Genomic DNA, 23,108 nt, shown 5'->3' with positions numbered 1-23,108 from the left:
CTCTGCTTCTTAAAACTGTCAAACCCAAGGCTTATATTGAGCGCTGAGTCGCATGTCTTAGCGAAAGAGATGTTAATATAGCGCCGGTAACATCGGCCGTTTTGTTATGGTAAATGGACTTTTTATGCAGTATCAAATCTATATTCTCTACGTCACCCCTTGGGGTTGTGGTTTTCAAGGTGAAGTGGCCGCCCAATGGGATAATGGCGCCCCGGTGTGGTTTTATTATCAGGGGAGCGATCAACAGGCTAAACAACGTTTTCCCGTTAATCAGTGGGTTAAGGTTGAACTCTTCGGCCGCTTAGCCAAGGCAAACCTGCAGACCGACATCATTGAACATCGCCAGAGTCTGCATTTCCCTAAACATAATTGTCACTTTGAGGCATCCGGACAAATCGTTGAGATCACCCAAACGCCCGATGATACTGTGTATCTATTGCAATCGAGCCTTCCCCTGCCCTTCGATAACGAACTGGGCACCTCTCCGATCTCCCGCGGTCATTGGGTCAATGTCACAGGGGAATTATGGGTGACTAACTGGCAAGATTAAAGCTAAGCTAGACTCCCTTCCTAAACCATGACTTTGCCTAACGAGACGGTGAATCATGGCTAAGCGTCAATGGCTTTTAGGCCACTTTGTCTCTAGAATGGCGAACACGTTGTGCTTAAGGTATTAATGATTAAGCCTAATCTATAGATTCTTTCGCCAGAGCAAATCCAATTGAGGCCCCATGTCCAGCATAGATTCTGTACCCAATAAAAACCGTACGATTTTTGGTACTCCAAAATTACCCGCTAAATACGTTACGATTGTGATGCCGTTTTTTCTATCAATTTTAATGAGTTGCATCGTTTCAGGGATCAGTACCTTAAACGGTGTCGGTGCATCGGGGCAATTTGTTGAGCTCTGGTTTAGCGCATGGTTTATCTCTTGGATTGTCGCCTTCCCGACTCTATTGATGGTGCTCCCCTTAGTGCGAAAGTTAACCGCCGCCTTTGTGCAATTACCTTAAACTCACCTCCGTGTTTAATGCTGCTAAAGCCATTTTCTAAAATGGCTTTTATGTTTTTCCTCGCTTTGCCCCTAAATCACCTAATAACCTAGTCGAGTACTCGGATTTACAGTCGATTTACACTCAAGATTGGCTCACACTTTCGTTGCTTAAGCCTGCGTCCCCCAATCCCATCAGTCCGAAATAAATCCCTATTCACCCCAAATGTAATTAACTGTTTTATTTTAAATAATTTTTAAAACATCACCTTAAGCATAAGTTTTACACCATTTTTGCTACGGCAATTCCCTCGCTAACAAACCGTATTTCAGCCCTTTATTTCCCAGTCAAAAGTACGACTCCTTCGACAACTCATAAATGAGAATGATTTGCATTTGTAATTTTTAGAATGCTAATTTATTCGCCGTTGCGCTGAGGTAGTAATCCTCAGCTTATGCGCAATACATGGAACCGATCCTGATCCGCAAGATAAGGGAATGACTCACTCGGCTGAGATAGAGAGAACCACTCCTGGCTTGCCCATCAGCCGATGATGACAACCACAGTTTCGGTTGGCAGCTGGAACTTAAGGAGGCGTAAGTGACTACCCCAAAAAAGGAAAACGATCGCAGGATTTTCGATCTACTCGGTATCGGCATAGGTCCGTTCAATCTCGGATTGGCCGCCCTGAGTGAACCTATCGATGGCTTTAGCTGTTTGTTTTTAGATGCCAAAACCGAGTTTGACTGGCACCCAGGCATGCTGCTCAGCGCCTCTCGGCTGCAAACGCCGTTTATGTCCGACTTAGTGACCATGGCCGATCCCACTAGTCGCTATAGCTATCTCAATTTTGCCAAGCAAACTGGCAGGCTGTATCCCTTTTATATTCGTGAAAACTTTTTCCTGCCGCGAAATGAGTATAACCAGTATTGTCAATGGGTTAGCAAACAACTCTCCAATCTGAGATTCGGTTTTAAGGTCACGCAATTAGATTACAACGCCGGTGAAGGTATCTACCATGTTACGGGTGTTGATAGACGCAGCGGCCAGCCCCAAACCTATTTGTGCCGCAAACTGGTGCTCGGCACGGGCACCACGCCCTACGTGCCAGACAATTGCCCGATGCACGATCCCCGCGTGATGCACAGCGCCAGCTATATGCAGCAGAAAACTTACCTGCAGAGCCAAAGCGCCATTACCGTGATCGGCAGTGGTCAAAGCGCGGCAGAAATCTTTTACGATCTGTTGCAAGATATTGATACCTATGGTTATCAATTAAATTGGATGACCCGCTCGCCACGCTTCTATCCGCTGGAATACACCAAACTCACCCTAGAAATGACTTCGCCAGATTATGTGGATTACTTCCACGAACTGTCGCCGGAAAAACGCAGCCGATTGATTGCAAATCAAAAATCCCTCTACAAGGGGATCAATGCCGAGTTAATCAACGATATTTATGATCTGCTTTACCAAAAACGTTTAGTCAGTGATATCCAATGCCAGCTGCTGACCAACGTGGCACTCGATAAGATAGAAACCTCGGGCGACAAGCTAACGCTCAAATTCAACCACTTCGAACAGGAATATGCCCTCGAGCAACAGACGGGCGCCGTCGTCTTAGGCACTGGCTATCAATATCGTTTACCCGAATTTATTCAAGGAATTAAATCACAAATTGAATTTGATGATCGCGGCCAACTCGCCATCCAGCGGGATTATGGCATCGATATCAGAGGCGATATTTTCATCCAAAATGCGGGCCTGCATACCCATGGCATCAGCTCACCGGATCTGGGCATGGGCTGCTATCGCAATGCGACGATTCTGCAAGCGGTTTTAGGTTACGCACCCTATCCGATTGAAGACAGTATCGCCTTCCAAACCTTCGACCCAACCAAGATCCGCGCGCAGCAAAACCAGCCCACCAGCAGCCCCCACTCAGCCATAACAGCCACACCAAGCAAGACGGTATCTTCGGCGGCGCAACCTACGCAGCATCGTAATGTTGAGCCACTGGCCGCGTTGCGGATAAGTCCTTCGGGCGGCAGCGTGTCGGTGTTGATGGCACCCCACAAGGAGGCGCAGTAATGGCCAGACATTGGAGTCGCCACTGTGTGGCCTCACTCTCAACACCCATTGTGATTGATGAGTTTGTGTTTAAACCGCTCAATCTCCCTCAACACCTCGCTATGTTGCAGAGCTGGTTTAACCAAGACTATGCCCGCTTTTGGGGTATGCAGGGGATGAGTCTCGATGCACTTGCTCAGGCGTTGGCGCCAAGCGAGCACAAGCTTGCACTGATAGGTGAATGGCAAGCCAAACCGCTGTTTATGGTGGAGTTATACGATCCCGCCCAAGATGAAGTGGGTGAGCACTATGCCGTGGAACGGCTCGATTGCGGTATGCACCTCATCCTCGCGCCGCTTGAGGGTAAGCCCGTTCATGGCTTGTCCGGTCAAGTGATGCAGGCTATTGCTGAGCTCATTCTCGAAAAGCTTGCCTTTAAACGAATGGTGGTCGAGCCGGATCAGCAAAATCACAAAATTCACCGCTTAAATAGCCAAATTGGGATCCGCTACCAAAAAACTATTCAACTGCGCAGCAAAGCCGCATTCCTCGGTTTTTGTAGCGCCCAGAGTCGCCAATTAGCGCAAAAGACCAGCGCACTTTTAATGCCGCGCACTGCAACTCAAGCGACTCAAGTAACTCATGCGACCCACACAACCGCTGTTAACCCTATCATTTTGCAGGTAACCCGATGAACTTAGCCACTAACCGCGCATTACTCACGCCATTCACTCAAACCGAATTCCCCACGCTGGAGGCCACTGCCCATACACACGTCCCTGCCCACTTAATACCGGAATATTGGCAGGCGGCCAATCGCCATTTGGTGAAAAAAATCCTCTGCGAATTTACCCATGAGAAGATCATCACCCCACAAATTTACCGCCAAGCGGCAGGCATCAATCACTATGAACTGAGGCTCAAGGACTGTACCTATTACTTCAGTGCGCGCCATTATCAGCTCGACCACCTTGAGATAGAAACCGGGTCGATTCGGGTCAGCAGTGCGGGCCAAGACAAGCCACTCGATGCCATGAGTTTGATTATCAAACTGAAAGATGCCTTGGGCATGAGTGAAACTCTGCTGCCAACCTATCTTGAAGAAATCACCAGCACCCTCTACAGCAAGGCCTACAAGTTGGCCCATCAAGCCATCCCCGCCGCAACACTCGCTAAGGCCGACTATCAAACGATTGAGGCGGGCATGACCGAGGGGCACCCAGTGTTTATCGCCAACAATGGCCGCATTGGTTTTGATATGCAGGACTATGACCAATTTGCCCCCGAGAGTGCCAGCGCGCTTCAGCTAGTGTGGATTGCGGTGCGTAAGGACAAAACCACCTTCTCCGCCCTAGAAGGATTGGACCATGATAGCTTGTTAAAACAGGAGCTTGGCGAACAGTTCTCCGAGTTTCAACAACACTTAAGCGCAAAGGGACAAGCGGCCGATAGCTTTTATTTTATGCCCGTTCATCCTTGGCAGTGGCGCGAAAAAATTGCCCGCACTTTTGCTGGCGAAATCGCCCGTGGCGACATTATTTACCTCGGCGAAAGCCAAGATTGCTACCAAGTTCAACAATCTATCCGCACCTTCTTTAACTTAACTGCGCCGCAAAAATGCTACGTCAAAACCGCGCTTTCTATCCTAAACATGGGCTTTATGCGCGGGCTTTCGCCGCTGTATATGAGCTGCACCCCGCAGATCAACGCTTGGGTGGCCAAGCTTATCGAAAGCGACAGCTATTTTGCCGAGCAAGGTTTTGTGATCCTAAAAGAAATCGCCGCAATCGGTTATCACCATAGGTATTACGAAGAAGCACTCACCCAAGATAGCGCCTATAAGAAAATGCTGTCGGCGCTGTGGCGCGAGAGTCCGTTGCCGCATATTGAGCCGCAGCAAACCCTGATGACCATGGCGGCGCTATTACACGTCGATCATCAGGAGCAAGCCCTGCTTGCCGCCTTAATCGCGCACTCGGGCTTAAGCGCCAAGGAGTGGGTCAAGCGCTATCTCAACCTCTACTTATCACCGCTATTGCACGCCTTCTTTGCCTACGATCTGGTGTTTATGCCTCATGGCGAGAACCTGATTTTAGTGCTCGATGCTGGCATCCCTGTCAAAATTTTGATGAAGGATATCGGCGAAGAAGTCGCAGTACTCAACGGTAGCGAGCCACTGCCGCAAGAGGTGCAGCGCCTTGCGGTCGAGCTTGAGGAAGAGATGAAGCTCAACTATATCTTGCTCGATATTTTCGACTGTATTTTCCGTTATTTAGCGCCCATTCTGGATAAGCAAACCGAGGTCAGCGAAACGCAATTTTGGGAGTTGGTGGCAGACAATGTGCGCGACTATCAAGCGCAGCATCCGCAGTTGGCGGACAAATTTGCACAATACGATCTCTTTAAAGACAGCTTCGTTCGCACTTGCCTGAATCGCATTCAGCTTAATAACAACCAGCAGATGATTGACCTTGCCGACCGGGAAAAAAATCTGCGCTTTGCGGGCGAAATTGTTAATCCGCTGGCCGTCTTCAGGCAAAGCCATGCCTTTGGCTCAGTAAATCAGAAGCTAAAAATCAAACCCTAAAGCATTTTAACCTTGAGTGGGCCCGCGCCCACTCTGGGCACGCGTCTGTGCCCAAAAACAACCTAGTCAATCAAACAGCCTAAATGGAATTTAAGATCATTATTATGAAAACCTTCCCCCTCAACCGCCTCGCGGCGCACTGCCAACTCGCCATCACCCGCCCTGAGCTTATCCTCTGCTCTGCCATACTCAGCATGCCCTATGCTTATGCCGATGCCAGCGACACCCAGAAAAAGTCCACCAAAGACATTGAAATCATTAATGTCGTTGGCGCTAAGGATCTCCACGATAATCGCTACAAAACTCAGGCGATGAATACGGCAACGGGCTTAGATTTGTCCTATTTAGAGACGCCGCAATCCGTCACCTCTGTGACTAGCCAAATGATGCACGATCAACAACTAAACAGCGTGATCGACGCCATGACCAGCGTGGCCGGCATCAATGCTCGGCCGATGGACAACGACAGATACAGCATCAGCTCGCGGGGGATTGCGGTCACTAGCATTCTTTACGATGGCGTGCCCACCACCTATGACACCCGTTTTAACTACGGCGATAATCTTATCGATACTGCCATCTACGAGCGGGTGGAAATTGTCCGTGGCGCCACAGGATTAATGACAGGTGCGGGTAATCCCTCGGCCGCGATTAACCTTATTCGTAAACGCCCGACCCAAGAATTTATGGGCAGCACCTCAGTGAGTGTCGGCTCATGGAACAATCTGCGCGGTATGGTCGATTTATCCAGCGGCTTAAACGACAGTGGCAGCATTCGTGGTCGTGTTGTCGCCGCCTATCAGGATAAAGAATCCTTCCAAGACAGATACGAGCAGCAACGCACCACCCTCTATGGCATTGTTGAAGCCGATATTACCGCCAGCACACTGCTTACCTTAGGCGTGGATTATCAAGACACCACGCCCGAAGGCACTATGTCCGGCGGTCTGCCGCTGTTCCACAGTGATGGCAGCCGTACAAATTACGATCGCGCGACCTCCACCGCCCCCGATTGGGCCTCGGCGCATACCCAAGGACTCAATACCTTCGCCAGCCTTGAACATCGTTTTGATAACGGTTGGGAGCTAAAAGGCACCTACAGTTACGGCGATAACTCACTGAAATACGATGTACTCTGGGCTACAGGCTATCCCGATCCGGTAACAAACATAGGCTCAACCGCAGGCTCAATCGCCTATGTCGATGGTAGCCGTACCCAACATAACCTCGACTTACGGGCGCAGGGAATGTTCGCCCTGTTTGGCCAAGAGCACCAGCTCACCTTTGGCTGGACGGGTCAGCGCCAAGAGTTTGCCAACCCTTACTATTACCCTACGGCCGCCGTGCCGCCATTGGGAGATTTTCGCGATCCCAATTTCCAGTATCCAAAACCTCAGTGGAAGGAAACTCACACCACGGGCTCCTTCGGTGAAACCGAGCAAAGCGCCGCCTATGTGGCCACGCAGCTCAATCTGACCGATGCCTTGGCATTGCTTGCGGGGCTGCGCCTGAACCAATGGCAAACCGACCAAGATAACTTTGGCAGCATGTATGATTTTAAGGTCGACAATGAGCTCACCACCTATTTTGGCCTGACCTACGCTCTGGGCGAGCAATACTCCCTTTACGCCAGTTATACGGATATTTTTGCGCCGCAAACCTTGCAGCGTATCGATGCCAGTTACATCGACCCCGTCAAAGGTAAAAACTACGAGGCGGGCATTAAGGCGAGCTTGATGGATGAAAGCTTAGATATGTCGTTGTCGGTATTTGAAATTCGCCAAGATAATGTTGGCGAACGCACTGGCGATGTGTTGCCGGGCACCACTATCCCAGTGTATCGAGAGGTTAACGGCACTAAAACCCAAGGCTTTGAGTTTGAATCCACGGGCAAAATCACCGATGACTGGAATATCTACTTCGGCTACACCCAATTCAGCACCGACGATCCTAAGGGCAATCGCATCAACACCACTTCCCCTCGCCAGCAGCTAAAGCTCTTTACCACTTATACCTTTAGCGGCGATTGGAACAAGTTGCAGCTCGGCGCAGGGGTTAATTGGCAAAGCCGAGTCTATCAAACCGTGAACTCACCCTTAGGCAGAGTCGAGGTTGAGCAAGACTCCTACGCATTGGCCAGCCTAATGGCAAGTTATGCCTTTACCGAGCAGCTAAAGCTAAGCGCCAATGTGCACAACGCCTTAGATAAAACCTACTACAGCCAAGTGGGGCAATATAGCCAGTTCCAATACGGCGCCCCACGCAGCATGAGCGTGAATTTGGATTATCGCTTCTAACGGACTGTCGATACCCAACTGTTAATCAATGAAAACTGCGGTAAATCTAGAGTTCACCGCAGTTTAATCCATTCAAGCCTAAGGAGTGATTATGGCGCGCCAAGGAGAGTCAGCCCCGGCCTTAGTCAAGCTTTCCAGTGAGACTAAACCGAGTCGTACCAAGCACTGCAAAACCAAGTGCTCGCAGAGTTTAGGCATTGCGATCGCCAAGCAAACAGCACTCGGTTTAACAAAGAGCCAAATGGATTTCACTCAAGTAGCCCAGGAGTTTAATCAACGCCTAGCGCTACGCGCCCCATTTTATGCCCAGCATTTTGTGGCAACCACTAAGCCCCAAGGACTCAGTATTGATACTTGGAGTCAGCCAGCCGTGTATCAGCAGCTTTTACTGGATTTTGCCAAGGCCTATCCACCCTTAGGAAAATCCACATCCCCCATCCCGTTAGAGAATATTCCCGAGCAGATATTGCTCAGCCATAGCCGTAACTCCAAAGCCCTGCACTCGCTCTGGGGGCAGTGGTATTTCGGTCTGTTAGTGCCACCCATGTTGGAGTGGATTATTAACGCGCCGCACTCGCTTGCGAGCACCCTTGAGCAAATTGAGCAGATTGATATAGCGTCTGAGCATTTTTACCTTAAGCCCCACGATTCGGGCAGAGTTACAGGTTTTGAGTTTCAATTAACCTTAGCCCCCACTCCTCAGGTGAAAACCGATATAGTAAAAGCCGCCAGAGTTAAAACCACTGTCTTAACGCCACCCCGCGAGCTACAACTTATTCAGTGGATTCAAAGCCATCTAGTCCCTAGTGTTGAGCGATTAACCGGTTTAAGCCCAACACCCGCCAAGCTGTATTGGAGCCATTTAGGCTACCTTATTCACTGGTATTTAGGCGAAATGGCATTGCCAAATATTGAATTTGAGCACCTTAAGGCACTGCTATTTAACACAAAATCCTTTGAAGATGACGAGGATAATCCACTATATAACAGCATTAATCTGCTGCCCGACACTGCAACTCACGCTGACAATATTCGCCGTGTATGCTGCTTAAGGTATCAACTCGCTAATAGTCATCGCTGCGGCGATTGCCCATTAGCCACGCGCGCCCAAGCCAAACGTGCCGCGCAAGCTTAGCCTTATCGGTCACAGCCCACTTAGTTGTAAGGGCAACATGGATTGCAACAGCCGTTCGCGCCGCTTTGATGCAACAGTTAGCAATCGGTCACCTTTCACGGCTTTTTCCCTCTAGCCCCCCGTGCTACACTCAAGCCCACGTCTTCTTAACACGATTATTTATGAAACAACTGCTTGATTTTCTGCCCCTCATTATCTTTTTTGCCGTCTATAAATTTTTCGATATTTATATCGCCAGTGGTGCCTTAATCGCAGCCACCGCACTGCAATTAGTCGTGACCTATGCGCTGTACAAAAAATTGGAGAAGATGCACCTTATTACGTTCGCTATGGTGACAGTGTTTGGTACCCTCACCTTAGTGTTCCATGACGATGCCTTTATCAAGTGGAAAGTCACTATTATTTATGCTTTATTTGCCCTAGCCCTTGGTGTGAGCCAGCTACTCAACAAGTCGATTTTAAAGTCCATGTTGGGTAAAGAGATGAAGGTGGCCGATAAGATTTGGGCACACGTAACTTGGTACTGGGTGAGCTTTTTTGCCATCTGTGGCCTAGTCAATATCTATGTCGCCTTTAGACTGCCGTTAGAAACTTGGGTGAACTTTAAAGTGTTTGGCCTCACCGCCTTAACCCTGATTAATACCGTTATCACCGTCTTTTACCTTTATAAACATCTTCCCGAAGATCAACGCAAGGAACTCAAATAATGTGGTATATGATTTCAGCTCAGGATGTTGAGAACAGCTTAGAAAAACGTTTAGCGGCGCGTCCTGCGCATTTAGCTCGCTTACAGGAACTGGCCGATGAAGGTCGTTTGCTGGTTGCGGGTCCACACCCCGCTATCGATAGCGAAAACCCAGGCGATGCGGGTTTTAGCGGCTCATTAGTGGTTGCGGATTTCGATTCGTTAGCCACGGCTCAAGCCTGGGCAGATGCCGATCCTTACTTCGCGGCGGGCGTATATCAAAGCGTTGTGGTTAAACCCTTTAAACGAGTTCTGCCTTAATGAAAATCGTTTCTTTCAATATCAATGGATTGCGTTCTCGCCTGCATCAATTGCAAGCGTTAATCGACAGCCATCAGCCCGACATTATCGGCCTGCAAGAAACCAAAGTGCACGATGAAGCCTTCCCGCTCGCCGAAGTCGAGGCCATGGGCTATCACGTGCATTACCACGGTGGCAAGGCACACTATGGCGTAGCCATGCTCTCCAAAGTCGCCCCACTTAAGGTGCAAAAGGGTTTTGCAACTGATGAAGAAGATGCGCAGCGCCGCATGATTATCGGCACCTTTGCTCAGGCAAATGGCCGCCCGCTAACTGTGTTGAATGGTTATTTCCCTCAGGGCGAAAGCATCGACCATCCGACAAAATACCCTGCTAAGCGTAAGTTTTATCAGGACTTAATGGCGCATTTGCACGCTAATCATAGCAACGATGAAGATATCGCCATCATTGGGGATATCAATATTTCGCCCATCGATTTGGATATCGGCATCGGTGAAGTTAACCGCAAACGTTGGCTAAAAACCGGTAAATGCAGCTTCCAACCCGAAGAGCGTGAATGGCTGAAAACCCTGCAGGATTGGGGATTGGTGGATACCTTCCGTCAACTGCACCCCGACCGCTGCGAGCGTTATTCATGGTTCGATTACCGCAGCAAAGGCTTCGATGATAACCGTGGCCTACGCATCGATGTGATCTTAGCGACGCCGTCACTGGCCGCACGTTTAGTTGAATCCGACGTCGATTACGAGCTGCGCGGTATCGACAAACCCTCAGATCACGCGCCAATTTGGAGCACCTTTAAAGAAGCCTAACTCGATTGAGTGACTACTTTAATCGATATAAAAAACATCGGCCTAGGCTGATGTTTTTTGTTATAGAGTCCAATAAAGTACCCATCTAATGTCACTGCCGGATAATGATCTGGATCAGCCGCCGATAACGCGTTTAATGTACTGAGTAATTCCGTTATCCTTGTCACAACATACTCCATTGCGAAGACTTGTTCTCGATCATGGTTTAACGTACTACTCACCTACACAATGCTACTCATTAGGCCTGCTGTTGACCTGACAATACAGAGATCCTCGCTACATCGAGGCTTGGGAAGTCAGGGTCGACGTACACGTACATGCGGCTAATAAGATGGTCAGTAAACTCAAAAACACTGCAAAAACGACCAGTTGAAATCTTGTTGTCTGGCCAAACGGAGCCATCACTCATGACCCCACCTTCTTGCCCTTCAACGATAACTTTATTGCCAGAAACAGTGATGTTAAAACCGTCGATATCATGCCAAATACTGCTAAGTGAACTGCCGATGCGATTGCCAAACTCAACTAAGCTGTCCTTGCCCATAGCGCGTCCAAATTTGGGGAAGAAAAAGTCGACCTCTTCGCTAAATAAATCTAAGTAACTCGCATCACCCGCATCAACTTTCTTAAAGTATTCAATGGCAAGCTTAACTAATGCATCCTTTTCCATCATTATTCCTGTATCTATACTGATTTTTAAACAAAATTCCATCTAGCGGGGCACTAAAGAGTCCATGACAATCTAGAGCCAAACCACGGATATTTCTGACATTAACCACTTGTTCAAATCAGTTGCCCTCAGGCTCTTAAATCTTCAGCAAGTAGCCCATAAAGAGCAGAATCCGAGATAACGCTACTCACCTCCCAGCGCTGCCTTAGATGACCTTCTTTGATAAACCCCATACGCTCCAACACCTTGGCAGAAGAAACATTCTCTGGGTCAATCTCTGCTTCAATTCGACGCAAACCTAATTTATTGAATGCAAATTTAATTAATGCTGTTCCAACCTCGGAAACGATGCCTTTTCCCCAATATTTGGGGCTTATTCCAAATCCAATTTCAGCTCGCTTTGACTCTTTGTCATAATTAAAGAGCATCACTTTACCTAGCAGTTCACCACTATGTTTTTTATAAATCCCTAAAGTCATTCCGCGGAAATCACACATGGAGTCGGAACTATTATTTATAAATGCAGCGGCATCATCTAATGATCGCCAAGGAGGAGTATTCCAATATTTCATCACCTCTGGATCGGAAAAAATGTCAAATAATGCTTTAGAGTCATCTTCATTAAATGCTCTAAGAACTAAACGTTCTGTTTCAATTTTTATTCCTAACATTAAAGCTATCCATTTACTGTTTAAGTTGGAAATGCACACGGAGTCACTATATGCAGAGAGATTTGTTTAGTTTATCAAAAACATAGCTACTGAATAGATAGTGAAATAAGGCCATTAGACTCTTGCGGCATTAGGCAATATTCGGCTAAAGGAGCATAACTTAATCACTTTTAAAAGGCAGATATTGAGCTTGGCAAATCAACCTCATCCCGCTAATTCAAAGCTTGATAATCAAGACTGCCATTGTGATACAGCCGGATTTCAATTATCTCTATATGCTGTTTTAGTGATGACAAACGTTCTATTAACCAGAGATAGCCGATTTTATAGGCCGTCTGTAATAATGTGATCAATTCATCTTCTGGCGTATGTGCTTCATCAATGGCCAAGATACGGTACCAGTCGAACGATTTAAAATTAGCAATCGTGTCAGACTCAAGCTCGGCCGTTAATAGCCATGAACCATTCATCATAAATGCTATATCAACAAAAAAATCGCAGTAAGCTTCCCCTTGGGTATAGGAGAAATTCGCATATTCTCTCACCAAGCCATCAAATTCCTCTCGGTAGCCATCAAGTGCGTCTTTAACCACGCAGGCGGCTCTCTCAACCCTTTGCATATGTCACTCTCATCCCTTCGCCCCTAATCACAGGGGCATATAGGGCTGATAACCTACCCCAGTTTCAGCTCCTCTCCAACGGTATTTTGATAATGAAACCAAAGTCACGCTTTAGACTGATGACGTTTTTACCTTTTAGTAACAATGAGTTGAATTTAAACCAAGTTGTAGTTTCAATGCTAAGCGGTTAAATGAAAGTCTGTAAGGCCTTGGTTAACTTTGGCGTGTCGCAGCAAAGGCAATAACGATATCGGATGTAAATAAGCATAAAAAATGGCGACTGCATTAGATGCAACCGCCATTTGAATTTGAATATTTGGATTTGGCGACTAAGCTTCGCCAGCTAACCACCGTTTCGCTTTTATACTAATGAGAACCAATCCATAAAAGCCGAGGCTTAGCTAGTGCGGTACTGCTTAAGGATCCCTTCAAGTTCAACCGAGGCATGTTGCAAATCATGCGCTAGGGTGACACTGCGCTGCGCCGTTTGTTTAATGGTATCGGATTGATGGCGAATCTCATTGAGCTGGCCAGCAATATCGCGAGCGGCCACGCTCTGCTCTTCCGCCGATGCGGCAATCTGGCTGCTCATATCGAATACGGCATTAACCGATTGCGCCATCCCCTCTACATCGTCGCCCACGGCAATAATGGCGCTACGGCCTTCATCGGCGCGGTCCACAATCTCAGTGGTGATATTGGAGAGCTGACGAGTGCCCGATTGCAATCCTTCGATCATCGCTTGGATCTCAACAGTCGCTTGTTGAGTACGTCCCGCCAAGGTACGGACTTCATCGGCAACCACAGCAAAACCGCGGCCTTGCTCACCCGCACGGGCCGCTTCGATGGCCGCATTCAGCGCCAGCAAATTGGTCTGCTCAGAAATACTGTTGATGGTAGTCACCACGGCATCGATACCCGCCGCATCCTTAGATAGTTGTTCCACCGATGAAAATGCCGCGCCAATCTTGGTTGAGAGCTGCCCGATACTGTCCACCGTGTGGCTAATACGTCCTTGGCTAGCACTCATTTGGCTGGCGTTATCTTTGGTCTGAAGCGAGGTGTTACTGGCATTGACCGACACTTCTTCAATCGCCGAGGTCATCTGCGCCATGGCCACGGCAACTGAGTCTAAAAATTGATGCTGGGCACCAATTAACTCGCCACTGCTTTTTGCCTGCTGATTAAACTCATCGGCGGCGAGGGAGAGCGTCTGCGCATTGCTGCGGATAGCACTCACCATTTCGCTCATGTTATCGGCGCAGCGGTCGATTTCGCGGGCGATTAAGCTGAAATCATCGGTGCCGAAAAAGTTTAATCTGAAACTTAGGTCACCATCGGCTAAGCGTTTGATGGCCATGTACATATCCCACAAACCACCGCCGAGGGAAGTTGAAATCCAATAGCTGAGTTGGAATAAGGGCAATAAACCGATTAACGCGAGCCAAAACATTAAGTTGGCATCGCTGCGCCCCTCGCTTTCCCATTGAGCAACATTTTGCGACAGCTCGAGTGCGCCGCCAGATCCCACGCTGGCACTGGCGGTTACATTATCCCTTTGGCGCAGTGCCTCAGTTTGGCGACTGACAACACTTAAGCCATTGTCACGGGCAAACTGTGACAACGTATCCCCTGTCAACTGCTGTGCATTCGCGACTTGAGCAAAGGCATCGACCGTCGCCTGCACCCGAGCCAAAGAGGCGGCTTCGAGGTTGCGGTGAGCATGTTGGTAATTGACGAGTGCAACGGCGGCGGTGATCAGCGCCACCATAGAGCAGACAACCCAAAACTTTCCGTTGAGACTGAATTTGATCAATATGGCATCAATGGTGCGAAACTGGATTTGTTTCATCTTGATATTTCCTAAGACCTAAAGGCTATCGGGTACTAAATCAGCATTATAGCTCATCTATTCCATCACTTTTTTACCGCACAGGCATCATCTGCAGATTAAAAAATGATGAATTTAATCGGCACTGGCGATTTCAGAACCTGTTGATGCTGACCATTTTTGGCGAAGAGTAACTAACTGCGCCGTTAACAAACTCATGCAAAAACCTAACAGCGCGCCCAACACTAAGGATGGCACAATATTGGCGACATCCCCTGCCATGGCAAAGGTAATACAACAGCCAATAAAGGCACCAGGAATAAAGCTTAATTTTTGATAACTGGCCTGCAGGCACATTGCCGAGGTCGCGATACCCGTAAACAAATAACCTGCCACAGGCGATACGAAGAAACTGCTACCGCTGATAATGAGCCAAGCCCAAAACACACCGGAGAGATTGGTGCACCACGCCATCATCACGCCTTGAAAACCTGCCTTCGGCTGAGCAAAGAAGGTGCTACAACCTAAAAAGCCAATCCAAGTAACGAGATGAAAGGCATCTGCGATACCACACCAGACAGCGGCTAATAGCCCCGCCGAAATAGCGACTTGCCAACGATTTTCCATGATGACCCCTTTGTATTGTTTTCACGGAAGTTAATACTCAAATGCGCTTAAGGTGCGGCTGTATTATGGTGTTATAGCGCCCTTCACTTCCGTGTCGATCAATTTTTAGTAGGGATCTGCAATCGAAAACAGACTCACAGGCCGACTAGGAACCGATTCAAATGAATGTGTACGCGAGTCCGCATACCTTAGGTCACTTGAGTAAACATATTGGTTAAATTACCTCTATTCTGGTAACAAAAACCTGATCTATTGCTAATTTTCGGCATTAATGCCCGTAAATTTGCTAACAAGCAATTTATTTGTGGTAAAAAAACGAAAAAAGCGCTTATTAGGCGCTTTTTTGCTCACTCAGGTGTGGTTTACAGCATCACACCTTTAACTGTTTATTAACCGGCAGGTCGCGGATCCTAAGGCCTGTTGCGGCAAATATCGCATTGGTCAGGCTAGGTGCCACTGGCGGTACACCTGGCTCCCCTACGCCCGCAGGCGGTGCATCCGAGTCGATAATGATGATCTCCATCTCTGGCACTTGGGGTAAACGTAGAAGCGGATAATCATGGAAGTTAGACTGCACCACCTTACCCTGCTGGTAACTGATCTCACCCATTAGCGCCAAACTTAAACCAAATACTATCGCGCCTTCGGTCTGCGCTTTCACCCTGTCGGGGTTAACCACTGTGCCAGCATCAATCGCAGCTATGGCATTCAGCACCTTAAGCTGTTTGTCCTCGCCGACTTCTACCCGCATCGCCACCGCCACCACACTCACAAAGCTGCGGTGCACGGCAAAGCCCCAACCTTGATTCTTACCCGCTTTAGGCGCCTTGGCTTGAGCTTGTTCAACCGCCTCAATCACCTTGAGGTAACGGCCGACATCGACGGGATGACGGTTTAAGTCTTCACCATAGTTGCCATATTTAAAGCCTTGGTTCTCAAAGGTCTCTCGCCTCGCTTGACCCAGTAAGCTTCGCCACATATCGGGGCAAGATAACTTGGCTTTATGGGCCATTTCATCGACAAAACTGCCCACGCCAAACCCATGTTGAATGTTACATACCGAGCGCATCCAACCGATACGGCTATGGGCGCTGGCCTTAACGGCCTCGTAGCGTAAATTGGCGAGGGCAAAGGGCACATCGACAAAACCTAAATCCAGCTCTCCACCGGATGGATATTCGACACCCTCGGCAAAGGTGGAGCTGATCGACGGGAAGCCCGTGCGCGCCAGCAGTGCCGTGGGTTTGTTATTGGCATCGAACAAGGCCTGATAACACTGGGCACTGATGGCATGATAATAACCGTTTTGGATCTCATCCTCACGGCTCCAACTCACCTTCACCGGCCGTTTAAATTGTTTGGAGAGTAGCGCCGCCTCCACACTGAAATCCGGTTTGGACTTGCGCCCAAAGCCGCCGCCCAGCAGCGTCACATTCACTTTCACCGCATCTTCGGCAATACCTAAGGCCACAGCCACATTTTGCTGGGTACTCTGCGGTGTTTGTGTCGATGCCCAAATTTCACAGCCCTTCTCGGTCACATTAGCGGTGGCCACGGGTGGCTCAATGGAGGAATGGATAAGATAAGGCACGGTATAAATCGCCTTGAGGGTATCGTCCTTCGGCCAGGCTTTGACCTCATCCCCAACTTGACGCACCACCTTACCAGGGGCTTGTACCTTGTCCACCAGCTCTTTAAGGTAAGTTTTAGAATCGTGGCTGCTGTTGGCAGACTGAGTCCAGCTTACTTGCAAGGCTTTACGTCCCTGCAGCGCGCTCCAAGTGTTTGTCGCCACCACAGCTACGCCGCCTAAGGCTTGAAAAGCCGGAGCGCCCTTGGACGTTGGCAAACGGTATACATCGACCACCCCCGCTACTTTGCGCGCCGCACTATCGTCAAGACTTGCCACATCGCTCCCCAATACGGGTGGGCGCATAATGCTGGCATAAAGCATATTATCCACTTGGATATCATAGCCATAGACAGCCTTACCCGTGAGCATGGCCTGCATATCGACTATCTGACGCGAAGCCCCAATTTGCTTGAAATCCTTAACCGCCTTTAACCGCAGCGAATCGGCCGCGGGCAGTGGTAATCCCGCCGCATCGAGGGCTAATTCGCCAAAGCGCGCAGCACGGCCAGATTTGGCATGTCGCACTTGATGATCTTTGGCCTGCACTTCACTCACGGGAACTTTCCAGCGGGCTGCGGCGGCTTGCTCAAGCATGGTTCGAGCCATCGCGCCCATCTCGCGCATGCGGTCATAGTTTTCGCGGATACTGCGGCTGCCATCGGTATTTTGGCTGGCGTAGCGTTTATCGGCGAGACCTTGAATAGGCACAATTTTATCCCAATCGGCCTCCAGCTCTTCGGCCAAGATTTGTAAAATCCCAGTGCGGATCCCCTGACCCATTTCGGAGCGGTGGCAGGTCAAATAGACCTTGTCATCCTCACCGATGGCGATAAACAGATTGAGCCGCGTCTGCTGATCCTGCGCCAATGCCATGGGACTCCAACTGAGGCCACTCGCCCCAAGAGCGAGGCCTCCCCCGACGGCGCCGAAAAGTTTTAACACATCGCGGCGACTGATATTTTCAACTGCGGTGAATGTACTCATCTTAGCCCTCCTGTTTGGCATAGCTTTGCAGCGCCGCTTTTATCCGAGGATAGGTACCGCAGCGACACAAATTACCCGACATGGCGGCATCAATTTGCTCCGCCGACGGTTTGGGATGCTGAGTGACTAAGGCCGCGGCCGACATTAGTTGCCCCGCCTGACAATAACCACACTGAGGTACATTGTGTTCGGCCCAAGCATTTTTAAGCTTTTGATTATCCAACCCTTCAATCGTGGTCAGTTGTTTGCCTTGCGCCTGGGATACGCAGGTTAAACAGGCGCGCACAGGCTGACCATCTAAATGCACGGTACACGCGCCGCAGAGTCCGGCGCCGCAGCCATATTTAGTGCCCGTTAAGCCTAAAATATCCCGTAACGCCCAGAGGATGGGCATATTGGGATCCGCATTTAAGGTAAAAGATCTGCCGTTAATGGTCAGGTTTTGGGAAGGCATCGCAAGACTCTGGTCCTTTGCCGCCTCCGAGGATGGTATTGCCATAACTCACTCCTTAAGTGCCAACCACGACGCAAGATCGGCTTTAGTATCAATATCAATCGCGGCATGGGGTAAGGGAACAGCCACAAGCTCACCCACATTTGCCAGTTGTTTTAAGATGGATTTGGCGCCGCGATCGCCGGTCAAATCCGTTAATAAATCGAGTATTGAGGCATTAAAAATAGCAGGGGCGCCTAATTCATCCAACTTCTCTTGTCCATTGAAGGTCACAGCTTCGTTCGCATAAAGCGCGGCCACAGATTGCTGACTCGTTTGCCAAGTCTCAATCAGCTGCAGATAGTCTTCAAATGTCAGCGCGACCTGATCCGCTAAGGTGAGTAACATGCCATCAAACTGCTGCGCTTTTGCATAATCCGCCGCGACTCGCAGCGACGATGACAGGCCTGTCTGCCAGTCGGCATTATGCAGTAGCGTGAATTGATTCGCCCCAAGAGCTTCAAGTTGAGAAAGCAGCTCGTTAGCATGGGCACCAAGCACCACTAGCAGCGAAGCACTGACTTGATTGGATGCCCCTATTACCAACGGCGCCGAGGTAAAACGAACCAGAAGGTCAATATGCCGTTGTAAGATGCTTTGCCCGCTATTGGCACTCGAGGACGTTGATAAGGGCTGTGCCAATTTAATCCCCTGAAATCGCCGGCTCTCACCCGCGGCCAGCACGACAATTAACAGCCGTTGGCGGCTCAGCATTAGCGCATGATCCCATCGAGGGTCGAACATGGCGCGCCGTGTAGCACCCCATGGCATTGAGCTAAAATGCTCAATGCCACAGCGCTGGGTAACTCGCCGCCAAGGGCTAGCCCCGCGGGGGCCGAGAAGTAACCGCTAAATGAGTCTGTACTGAGGTCGGTCATCGCCAGCACTTTTTCCCGCCGATGGGCAGGCCCCAAGAGCGCAACATATTTAAGATCATAAGCTTGAATGGCTTTAAGCGCTGCGGCATCCAAGTTCAGGTTGTGGTGCATCACAACGGCACAGTCCAACTGCGCGATAAGCCCTTCGACCTCATCAAGACTTTGCTTAACGGTATGGGCGTGGGGGAAATCGGCAGTTCGCGCATATGCGGTGCGAGTATCAAACACGCTTACCTGCCAACCTAAACTGTGGGCAATTGCCGCCACTGGCTGGGCATCAATTCCACCGCCAAAAATCCCTAAATGAAATCGCGGTCTTAAGGGAATGATTAACGTATCCCCTTCGGGGGTGCTGAATATCCCTGATTTTGCAAAATCTGCAGTGGGAAAAGGTGCATTATCCACCGAATAAAACTGCGCCGAGTAACTGCGAGCATCACTGCCCGCAGGTGCGAGAGGCAATTGATAAAACCCTGATTGCCTCTTACGCAGCGCTTTGGCTACTTCGACAAGCCCTAGGTCGTGATTTTCTTTTAGTAGTGGGATCAACATGATATTGACTTTTCCACCACAACCTAGGCGGTAGCTAGCATCGGATTCATCCGTCGCATCGTAGGTGACACAGGCAATCTGTTGCGACTGCATGGCATTTTGCGCATGGCGACGCAGATCCACCTCTAAACAACCACCGCTTAATATCCCAGCGCCTTGGCCAAATTCATGGAACAGCATCATGGCGCCAGGTTTACGGTAGGACGAGCCTTGAATATGGGTGATCACCGCCAGCACCCAAGCATCATCGGCTAAGGGCAACCAATGCTCTAATAAGTCTTCAATTTGCTGAACCATGCACAACACTCCATGCTTGCATCTGCGGCTAGATAGATGAGTGAAGCCAATAAATGACATTCGACTTAACAAGTTAACAAAGCTGAACTCGCATTGATAGGGGAAATGGTGAACAAAATATTGCGGCGAGCGAAACGAAGTTAAGCGGCAATGGCCAGCGAAAGTTAATGGGCTAAACGGATTGCTCGCGACGCATGGACACGCGTCGCGATGAAGAAGCGTCTACCTAGAGTAATAATTGATCGGCCACAAAGGGGTTGTGTTCGCGCTCTTCCCCAAAGGTCGACATAGGACCATGACCGGGAATAAATTCCACATCCGCCCCTAAAGGCCAGAGTTTAGTGGTAATGGATTGGATTAAATCCTGATGATTAGATTGCGGAAAATCCGTACGGCCAATCGAGCTCCTAAACAGAATATCGCCCACCCAAGCAAGATGCGCGTCCGCAGAATAAAATGCCACGTGTCCCGGAGTATGCCCTGGGCAATGCAACACTTTTAAGCTTTGCTCACCCACAGTGACTACATCGCCATCCTGCAAATATTGCTCTGGCTCAAAGGCATCACAGTGGGGAAACCCAAAGTTTTGGCTCTGCTTGGGCAGATTATCAATCCAAAACTTATCCGCTACATGGGGGCCCACTATGGGCACATTTGTTTGCTGGGCTAATGATTTAGCGCCACCCACATGGTCAATATGACCATGAGTGAGTAAGATTTTTTCGAGGGTGAGCCCCAGTTTGTGCATTTCGCCTAGAATACGGTCGACATTCCCTCCCGGATCGACAACCGCGGCACGCTTCGTTTTTTCACACCAGATCAAGCTGCAATTCTGCTGGAAAGGTGTCACAGGAATAATTTGGTACTTCATAGCTTCAATCTCGTGTTATCCATAGCCGATAGATTACGCTAAGAGGCTTATCATGGCTCAAATTTTTACAATAAAAATTGATCTTGACCAAAGGCGAATCAAATAATCCTAACTTGCGACAACAGGGCTTTTGTATACAATCTGCCATAAACAACAGACCCTACCCTTAAGGTTAATTGATGAAACCCGATATGATGCTCGCCGGTGTCCTCGCTAAAAAACACACATTCAACCTGCCACTTGATTATCAACAGCCGATTGGTGAACAGATCAGTGTGTTCGCGCGGGAACTCTGCGCCATTGAAAATAAAGATAAAAAACTACCTTATATCGTCTTTTTTCAGGGTGGCCCCGGCTTTGCCGCTATGCGCCCCGCGAATAATAGCGGTTGGATCCGCCGCGCACTCAAAGAGTTTAGAGTATTATTGCTCGACCAACGGGGGACAGGGCTTTCTAGCCCCATTAATTACCAAAGCCTCGGCCACTTAACGCCTGAGCAACAGGCCGAATATTTAAGCCATTTTAGGGCCGATAATATCGTCCGCGATGCCGAATCAATTCGCGCCCAGCTTTGCCCCGCCGACAAGTGGGCGATTCTAGGTCAAAGCTTCGGTGGTTTCTGCGTGCTGCATTATTTAAGCGCCGCCCCTCAGGGCGTGAGTGAAGCTTATATCACTGGCGGCATTCCTTCCCTCACGCGCAGCAGTGATGAAGTCTATCAGGCCACCTATCAGCGCGTACTCGCCAAGAATAAAGACTTCTTCCAGCGCTTCCACGATGCGCAGCATCTCGTGACTCGCCTCGCTAAACATTTACTCGAGCACCCAGTGCAGTTAGCCACGGGTGAGCGCCTCACGGTTGAAATGTTGCAACTGCTCGGTATTAACTTGGGCATGGAGCAAGGCCCAGAGTCAGTTTACTATTTGCTTGAACAAGCACTGGTGCACTCGCCCCAAGGTGATTATGTCAATCCGCTGTTTTTAAATCATTTCTGCCAATTACTCGACTATAACACCAACCCAATTTTTGCCCTGTTACACGAGGCCATCTACTGCCAACACAGTGCGTCACAGTGGTCTGCCCATAGGGTGCGTGAACAGTATCCGGCCTTTAACTATCAAGTTGGTAAGCCTTTCCTGTTTACTGGCGAAATGATTTACCCTTGGATGTTTGAGCAATTTAGCCATTTAGCCCCACTCCAAGCCGCGGCCAATCTCCTTGCCCATAAAACGGACTGGCCGGCGTTATACAATCTTGAGCAGCTCAGCCAGAACCGCGTCCCGGTTGCAGCCGCGATTTACAGCGAAGATATGTATGTCGAGATGGACTACAGCCTAGAAACCGCCAAACAAGTAGCACACCTAAGGTATTGGTTAACCTCGGAATATGAGCACAATGGCATACGAATGGATGGCGAGCGGATCTTAGATAAGCTCATCAGTCTCAACCGCGGTGACAGCTTAAGATAAATGTTAATTTTAAGGGTTAATTAAGTAAAAGCTGTCATTGTGTGCTGGCTCCTCATCCATATGAGTGATTTTGGCTACAACATTCAACGACCAATTTTCCGTAAGAGTAATCCGTATTGGCTTACTCTTTTTTTTTGCCTAAAAAAATGCACTCAACCGGGTTGAGTGCATGACAAAGATAGTCAAAAAAAGCAGGGGAGCGAGTTTCTAACCGAGATGAAATTAACGTTTCATCTGAGGATAAGTAAATTCATGGCATTGATTGCAATAGACTTTACTTTCTTTGTGTTCCTGATGGCAGTAAGTACATGGCAAATCGGTACCATAGTGCAGACTGTTATGGGGATTTGGCTCAACCGAATGGCCCGCATCGGCTGGGCGCTCAGTCAGCTTAGCCACCTCCTCAGGTGAACCATGGCAACTGCTGCAAGTCGCTGCATCGGGAACGGTTTTACGTTTTGCATCACCGTGGCATGCCGCGCAATCGACTTTACCATCGGCTCCAGTCATCACCTCTTTATGGTAGTCCTTGATATTCAATGCATTAGCGGCCATTGGCGTTGCCAGCATGACACCGAGTAATAGAATAAAAACGGGTTTTAACATCAGAGTC

At 49.0% G+C, this 23,108-nt stretch carries 22 protein-coding genes; 11 read left to right on the top strand and 11 right to left on the bottom strand.

Features of this window, described 5'->3' with window-relative positions; genetic code table 11:
* Positions 1-124 precede the first annotated feature (124 nt).
* From K0H60_RS07880 to xthA, 10 genes are all read left to right on the top strand, one after another.
* On the top strand, positions 125-550 hold the full coding sequence (locus tag K0H60_RS07880) for a glycerate kinase (RefSeq protein ID WP_220057789.1): 426 nt from the start codon (positions 125-127) through the stop codon (positions 548-550).
* Positions 551-731: 181 nt separating this feature from the next.
* Positions 732-1,013: a DUF2798 domain-containing protein gene (locus K0H60_RS07875; protein ID WP_220057788.1), complete on the top strand. Its 282-nt coding sequence runs from the start codon at positions 732-734 to the stop codon at positions 1,011-1,013.
* Between the two features lie 579 nt (positions 1,014-1,592).
* On the top strand, positions 1,593-3,083 hold the full coding sequence (locus K0H60_RS07870; RefSeq protein WP_220057787.1) for a lysine N(6)-hydroxylase/L-ornithine N(5)-oxygenase family protein: 1,491 nt from the start codon (positions 1,593-1,595) through the stop codon (positions 3,081-3,083).
* On the top strand, positions 3,083-3,757 hold the full coding sequence (locus K0H60_RS07865; protein WP_220057786.1) for a GNAT family N-acetyltransferase: 675 nt from the start codon (positions 3,083-3,085) through the stop codon (positions 3,755-3,757). Before K0H60_RS07870 ends, K0H60_RS07865 begins: the two co-directional genes overlap by 1 nt.
* On the top strand, positions 3,754-5,649 hold the full coding sequence (gene pubC / locus K0H60_RS07860) for a putrebactin synthase (protein WP_220057785.1): 1,896 nt from the start codon (positions 3,754-3,756) through the stop codon (positions 5,647-5,649). The genes K0H60_RS07865 and pubC overlap by 4 nt, the downstream gene beginning before the upstream one ends.
* Before the next feature lie 83 nt (positions 5,650-5,732).
* On the top strand, positions 5,733-7,946 hold the full coding sequence (locus K0H60_RS07855) for a TonB-dependent siderophore receptor (RefSeq protein ID WP_220057784.1): 2,214 nt from the start codon (positions 5,733-5,735) through the stop codon (positions 7,944-7,946).
* Positions 7,947-8,037: 91 nt separating this feature from the next.
* Positions 8,038-9,081, top strand: coding sequence for a siderophore-iron reductase FhuF (gene fhuF / locus K0H60_RS07850; protein ID WP_220057783.1), 1,044 nt, complete (start codon positions 8,038-8,040; stop codon positions 9,079-9,081).
* A gap of 161 nt (positions 9,082-9,242) precedes the next feature.
* A complete protein-coding gene (locus K0H60_RS07845; RefSeq protein WP_011716559.1) occupies positions 9,243-9,788 on the top strand; it encodes a septation protein A in 546 nt (181 codons plus the stop codon).
* Positions 9,788-10,087, top strand: a complete 300-nt coding sequence (locus tag K0H60_RS07840; protein WP_011072939.1) for a YciI family protein — start codon at positions 9,788-9,790, stop codon at positions 10,085-10,087. The genes K0H60_RS07845 and K0H60_RS07840 overlap by 1 nt, the downstream gene beginning before the upstream one ends.
* Positions 10,087-10,899, top strand: a complete 813-nt coding sequence (gene xthA / locus K0H60_RS07835; protein WP_220057782.1) for an exodeoxyribonuclease III — start codon at positions 10,087-10,089, stop codon at positions 10,897-10,899. Before K0H60_RS07840 ends, xthA begins: the two co-directional genes overlap by 1 nt.
* 238 nt (positions 10,900-11,137) lie before the next feature.
* Here the strand turns inward: xthA and K0H60_RS07830 are convergent, their stop codons facing one another.
* The 10 genes from K0H60_RS07830 to K0H60_RS07785 form a co-directional block, all read right to left on the bottom strand.
* Positions 11,138-11,569 carry a nuclear transport factor 2 family protein gene (locus K0H60_RS07830; RefSeq protein ID WP_220057781.1) on the bottom strand — a complete coding sequence of 144 codons (432 nt, stop codon included), beginning with the start codon at positions 11,567-11,569 and terminating at the stop codon, positions 11,138-11,140.
* A 128-nt stretch (positions 11,570-11,697) separates the two neighbouring features.
* Positions 11,698-12,240 (bottom strand): GNAT family N-acetyltransferase, encoded by a 543-nt coding sequence (locus tag K0H60_RS07825; RefSeq protein ID WP_220057780.1) that lies wholly within the window; start codon positions 12,238-12,240, stop codon positions 11,698-11,700.
* Positions 12,241-12,452: 212 nt separating this feature from the next.
* Positions 12,453-12,860 carry a hypothetical protein gene (locus K0H60_RS07820; RefSeq protein WP_220057779.1) on the bottom strand — a complete coding sequence of 136 codons (408 nt, stop codon included), beginning with the start codon at positions 12,858-12,860 and terminating at the stop codon, positions 12,453-12,455.
* A 397-nt stretch (positions 12,861-13,257) separates the two neighbouring features.
* A complete protein-coding gene (locus tag K0H60_RS07815) occupies positions 13,258-14,712 on the bottom strand; it encodes a methyl-accepting chemotaxis protein (RefSeq protein ID WP_220057778.1) in 1,455 nt (484 codons plus the stop codon).
* Positions 14,713-14,826: 114 nt separating this feature from the next.
* Positions 14,827-15,318, bottom strand: coding sequence for a DUF1097 domain-containing protein (locus tag K0H60_RS07810; protein WP_011622224.1), 492 nt, complete (start codon positions 15,316-15,318; stop codon positions 14,827-14,829).
* Positions 15,319-15,688: 370 nt separating this feature from the next.
* Positions 15,689-17,935, bottom strand: a complete 2,247-nt coding sequence (locus K0H60_RS07805; protein ID WP_220057777.1) for a xanthine dehydrogenase family protein molybdopterin-binding subunit — start codon at positions 17,933-17,935, stop codon at positions 15,689-15,691.
* Position 17,936: 1 nt separating this feature from the next.
* Complete coding sequence (locus K0H60_RS07800; RefSeq protein ID WP_220057776.1) at positions 17,937-18,434, bottom strand: (2Fe-2S)-binding protein; 498 nt, start codon at positions 18,432-18,434, stop codon at positions 17,937-17,939.
* Between the two features lie 3 nt (positions 18,435-18,437).
* Positions 18,438-19,142: a nucleotidyltransferase family protein gene (locus tag K0H60_RS07795; RefSeq protein WP_220057775.1), complete on the bottom strand. Its 705-nt coding sequence runs from the start codon at positions 19,140-19,142 to the stop codon at positions 18,438-18,440.
* Entirely contained in the window at positions 19,142-20,155 is a 1,014-nt protein-coding gene (locus tag K0H60_RS07790) for an XdhC family protein (RefSeq protein WP_220057774.1), read from the bottom strand. The genes K0H60_RS07795 and K0H60_RS07790 overlap by 1 nt, the downstream gene beginning before the upstream one ends.
* A 226-nt stretch (positions 20,156-20,381) precedes the next feature.
* Positions 20,382-21,026, bottom strand: a complete 645-nt coding sequence (locus K0H60_RS07785; protein ID WP_220057773.1) for an MBL fold metallo-hydrolase — start codon at positions 21,024-21,026, stop codon at positions 20,382-20,384.
* Between the two features lie 179 nt (positions 21,027-21,205).
* Here K0H60_RS07785 and K0H60_RS07780 point away from each other — a divergent pair, with 179 nt between their 5' ends.
* Positions 21,206-22,495: an alpha/beta fold hydrolase gene (locus K0H60_RS07780; RefSeq protein WP_220057772.1), complete on the top strand. Its 1,290-nt coding sequence runs from the start codon at positions 21,206-21,208 to the stop codon at positions 22,493-22,495.
* Positions 22,496-22,717: 222 nt separating this feature from the next.
* Here the strand turns inward: K0H60_RS07780 and K0H60_RS07775 are convergent, their stop codons facing one another.
* Positions 22,718-23,101, bottom strand: coding sequence for a cytochrome c3 family protein (locus tag K0H60_RS07775; protein WP_088212168.1), 384 nt, complete (start codon positions 23,099-23,101; stop codon positions 22,718-22,720).
* Positions 23,102-23,108 lie beyond the last annotated feature (7 nt).

The sequence above is a fragment of the Shewanella mangrovisoli genome (genome assembly GCF_019457635.1).
In the GTDB taxonomy this organism is placed as follows: domain Bacteria; phylum Pseudomonadota; class Gammaproteobacteria; order Enterobacterales; family Shewanellaceae; genus Shewanella; species Shewanella mangrovisoli.
The sequence above is the reverse complement of the archived record's forward strand: the minus strand, read 5'-3'. Positions and strand labels throughout refer to the sequence as shown.

Excerpts from the sequence above, each read along its gene's own strand:
- K0H60_RS07880 (WP_220057789.1), top strand. The coding sequence starts at position 125 with ATGCAGTATCAAATCTATATTCTCTACGTCACCCCTTGGGGTTGTGGT.
- K0H60_RS07875 (WP_220057788.1), top strand. The coding sequence starts at position 732 with ATGTCCAGCATAGATTCTGTACCCAATAAAAACCGTACGATTTTTGGT.
- K0H60_RS07865 (WP_220057786.1), top strand. The coding sequence starts at position 3,083 with ATGGCCAGACATTGGAGTCGCCACTGTGTGGCCTCACTCTCAACACCC.
- pubC (WP_220057785.1), top strand. The coding sequence starts at position 3,754 with ATGAACTTAGCCACTAACCGCGCATTACTCACGCCATTCACTCAAACC.
- K0H60_RS07855 (WP_220057784.1), top strand. The coding sequence starts at position 5,733 with ATGGAATTTAAGATCATTATTATGAAAACCTTCCCCCTCAACCGCCTC.
- fhuF (WP_220057783.1), top strand. The coding sequence starts at position 8,038 with ATGGCGCGCCAAGGAGAGTCAGCCCCGGCCTTAGTCAAGCTTTCCAGT.
- K0H60_RS07845 (WP_011716559.1), top strand. The coding sequence starts at position 9,243 with ATGAAACAACTGCTTGATTTTCTGCCCCTCATTATCTTTTTTGCCGTC.
- K0H60_RS07840 (WP_011072939.1), top strand. The coding sequence starts at position 9,788 with ATGTGGTATATGATTTCAGCTCAGGATGTTGAGAACAGCTTAGAAAAA.
- xthA (WP_220057782.1), top strand. The coding sequence starts at position 10,087 with ATGAAAATCGTTTCTTTCAATATCAATGGATTGCGTTCTCGCCTGCAT.
- K0H60_RS07830 (WP_220057781.1), bottom strand. The coding sequence starts at position 11,569 with ATGGAAAAGGATGCATTAGTTAAGCTTGCCATTGAATACTTTAAGAAA.
- K0H60_RS07825 (WP_220057780.1), bottom strand. The coding sequence starts at position 12,240 with ATGTTAGGAATAAAAATTGAAACAGAACGTTTAGTTCTTAGAGCATTT.
- K0H60_RS07820 (WP_220057779.1), bottom strand. The coding sequence starts at position 12,860 with ATGCAAAGGGTTGAGAGAGCCGCCTGCGTGGTTAAAGACGCACTTGAT.
- K0H60_RS07815 (WP_220057778.1), bottom strand. The coding sequence starts at position 14,712 with ATGAAACAAATCCAGTTTCGCACCATTGATGCCATATTGATCAAATTC.
- K0H60_RS07810 (WP_011622224.1), bottom strand. The coding sequence starts at position 15,318 with ATGGAAAATCGTTGGCAAGTCGCTATTTCGGCGGGGCTATTAGCCGCT.
- K0H60_RS07805 (WP_220057777.1), bottom strand. The coding sequence starts at position 17,935 with ATGAGTACATTCACCGCAGTTGAAAATATCAGTCGCCGCGATGTGTTA.
- K0H60_RS07800 (WP_220057776.1), bottom strand. The coding sequence starts at position 18,434 with ATGGCAATACCATCCTCGGAGGCGGCAAAGGACCAGAGTCTTGCGATG.
- K0H60_RS07795 (WP_220057775.1), bottom strand. The coding sequence starts at position 19,142 with ATGCTGAGCCGCCAACGGCTGTTAATTGTCGTGCTGGCCGCGGGTGAG.
- K0H60_RS07790 (WP_220057774.1), bottom strand. The coding sequence starts at position 20,155 with ATGGTTCAGCAAATTGAAGACTTATTAGAGCATTGGTTGCCCTTAGCC.
- K0H60_RS07785 (WP_220057773.1), bottom strand. The coding sequence starts at position 21,026 with ATGAAGTACCAAATTATTCCTGTGACACCTTTCCAGCAGAATTGCAGC.
- K0H60_RS07780 (WP_220057772.1), top strand. The coding sequence starts at position 21,206 with ATGAAACCCGATATGATGCTCGCCGGTGTCCTCGCTAAAAAACACACA.
- K0H60_RS07775 (WP_088212168.1), bottom strand. The coding sequence starts at position 23,101 with ATGTTAAAACCCGTTTTTATTCTATTACTCGGTGTCATGCTGGCAACG.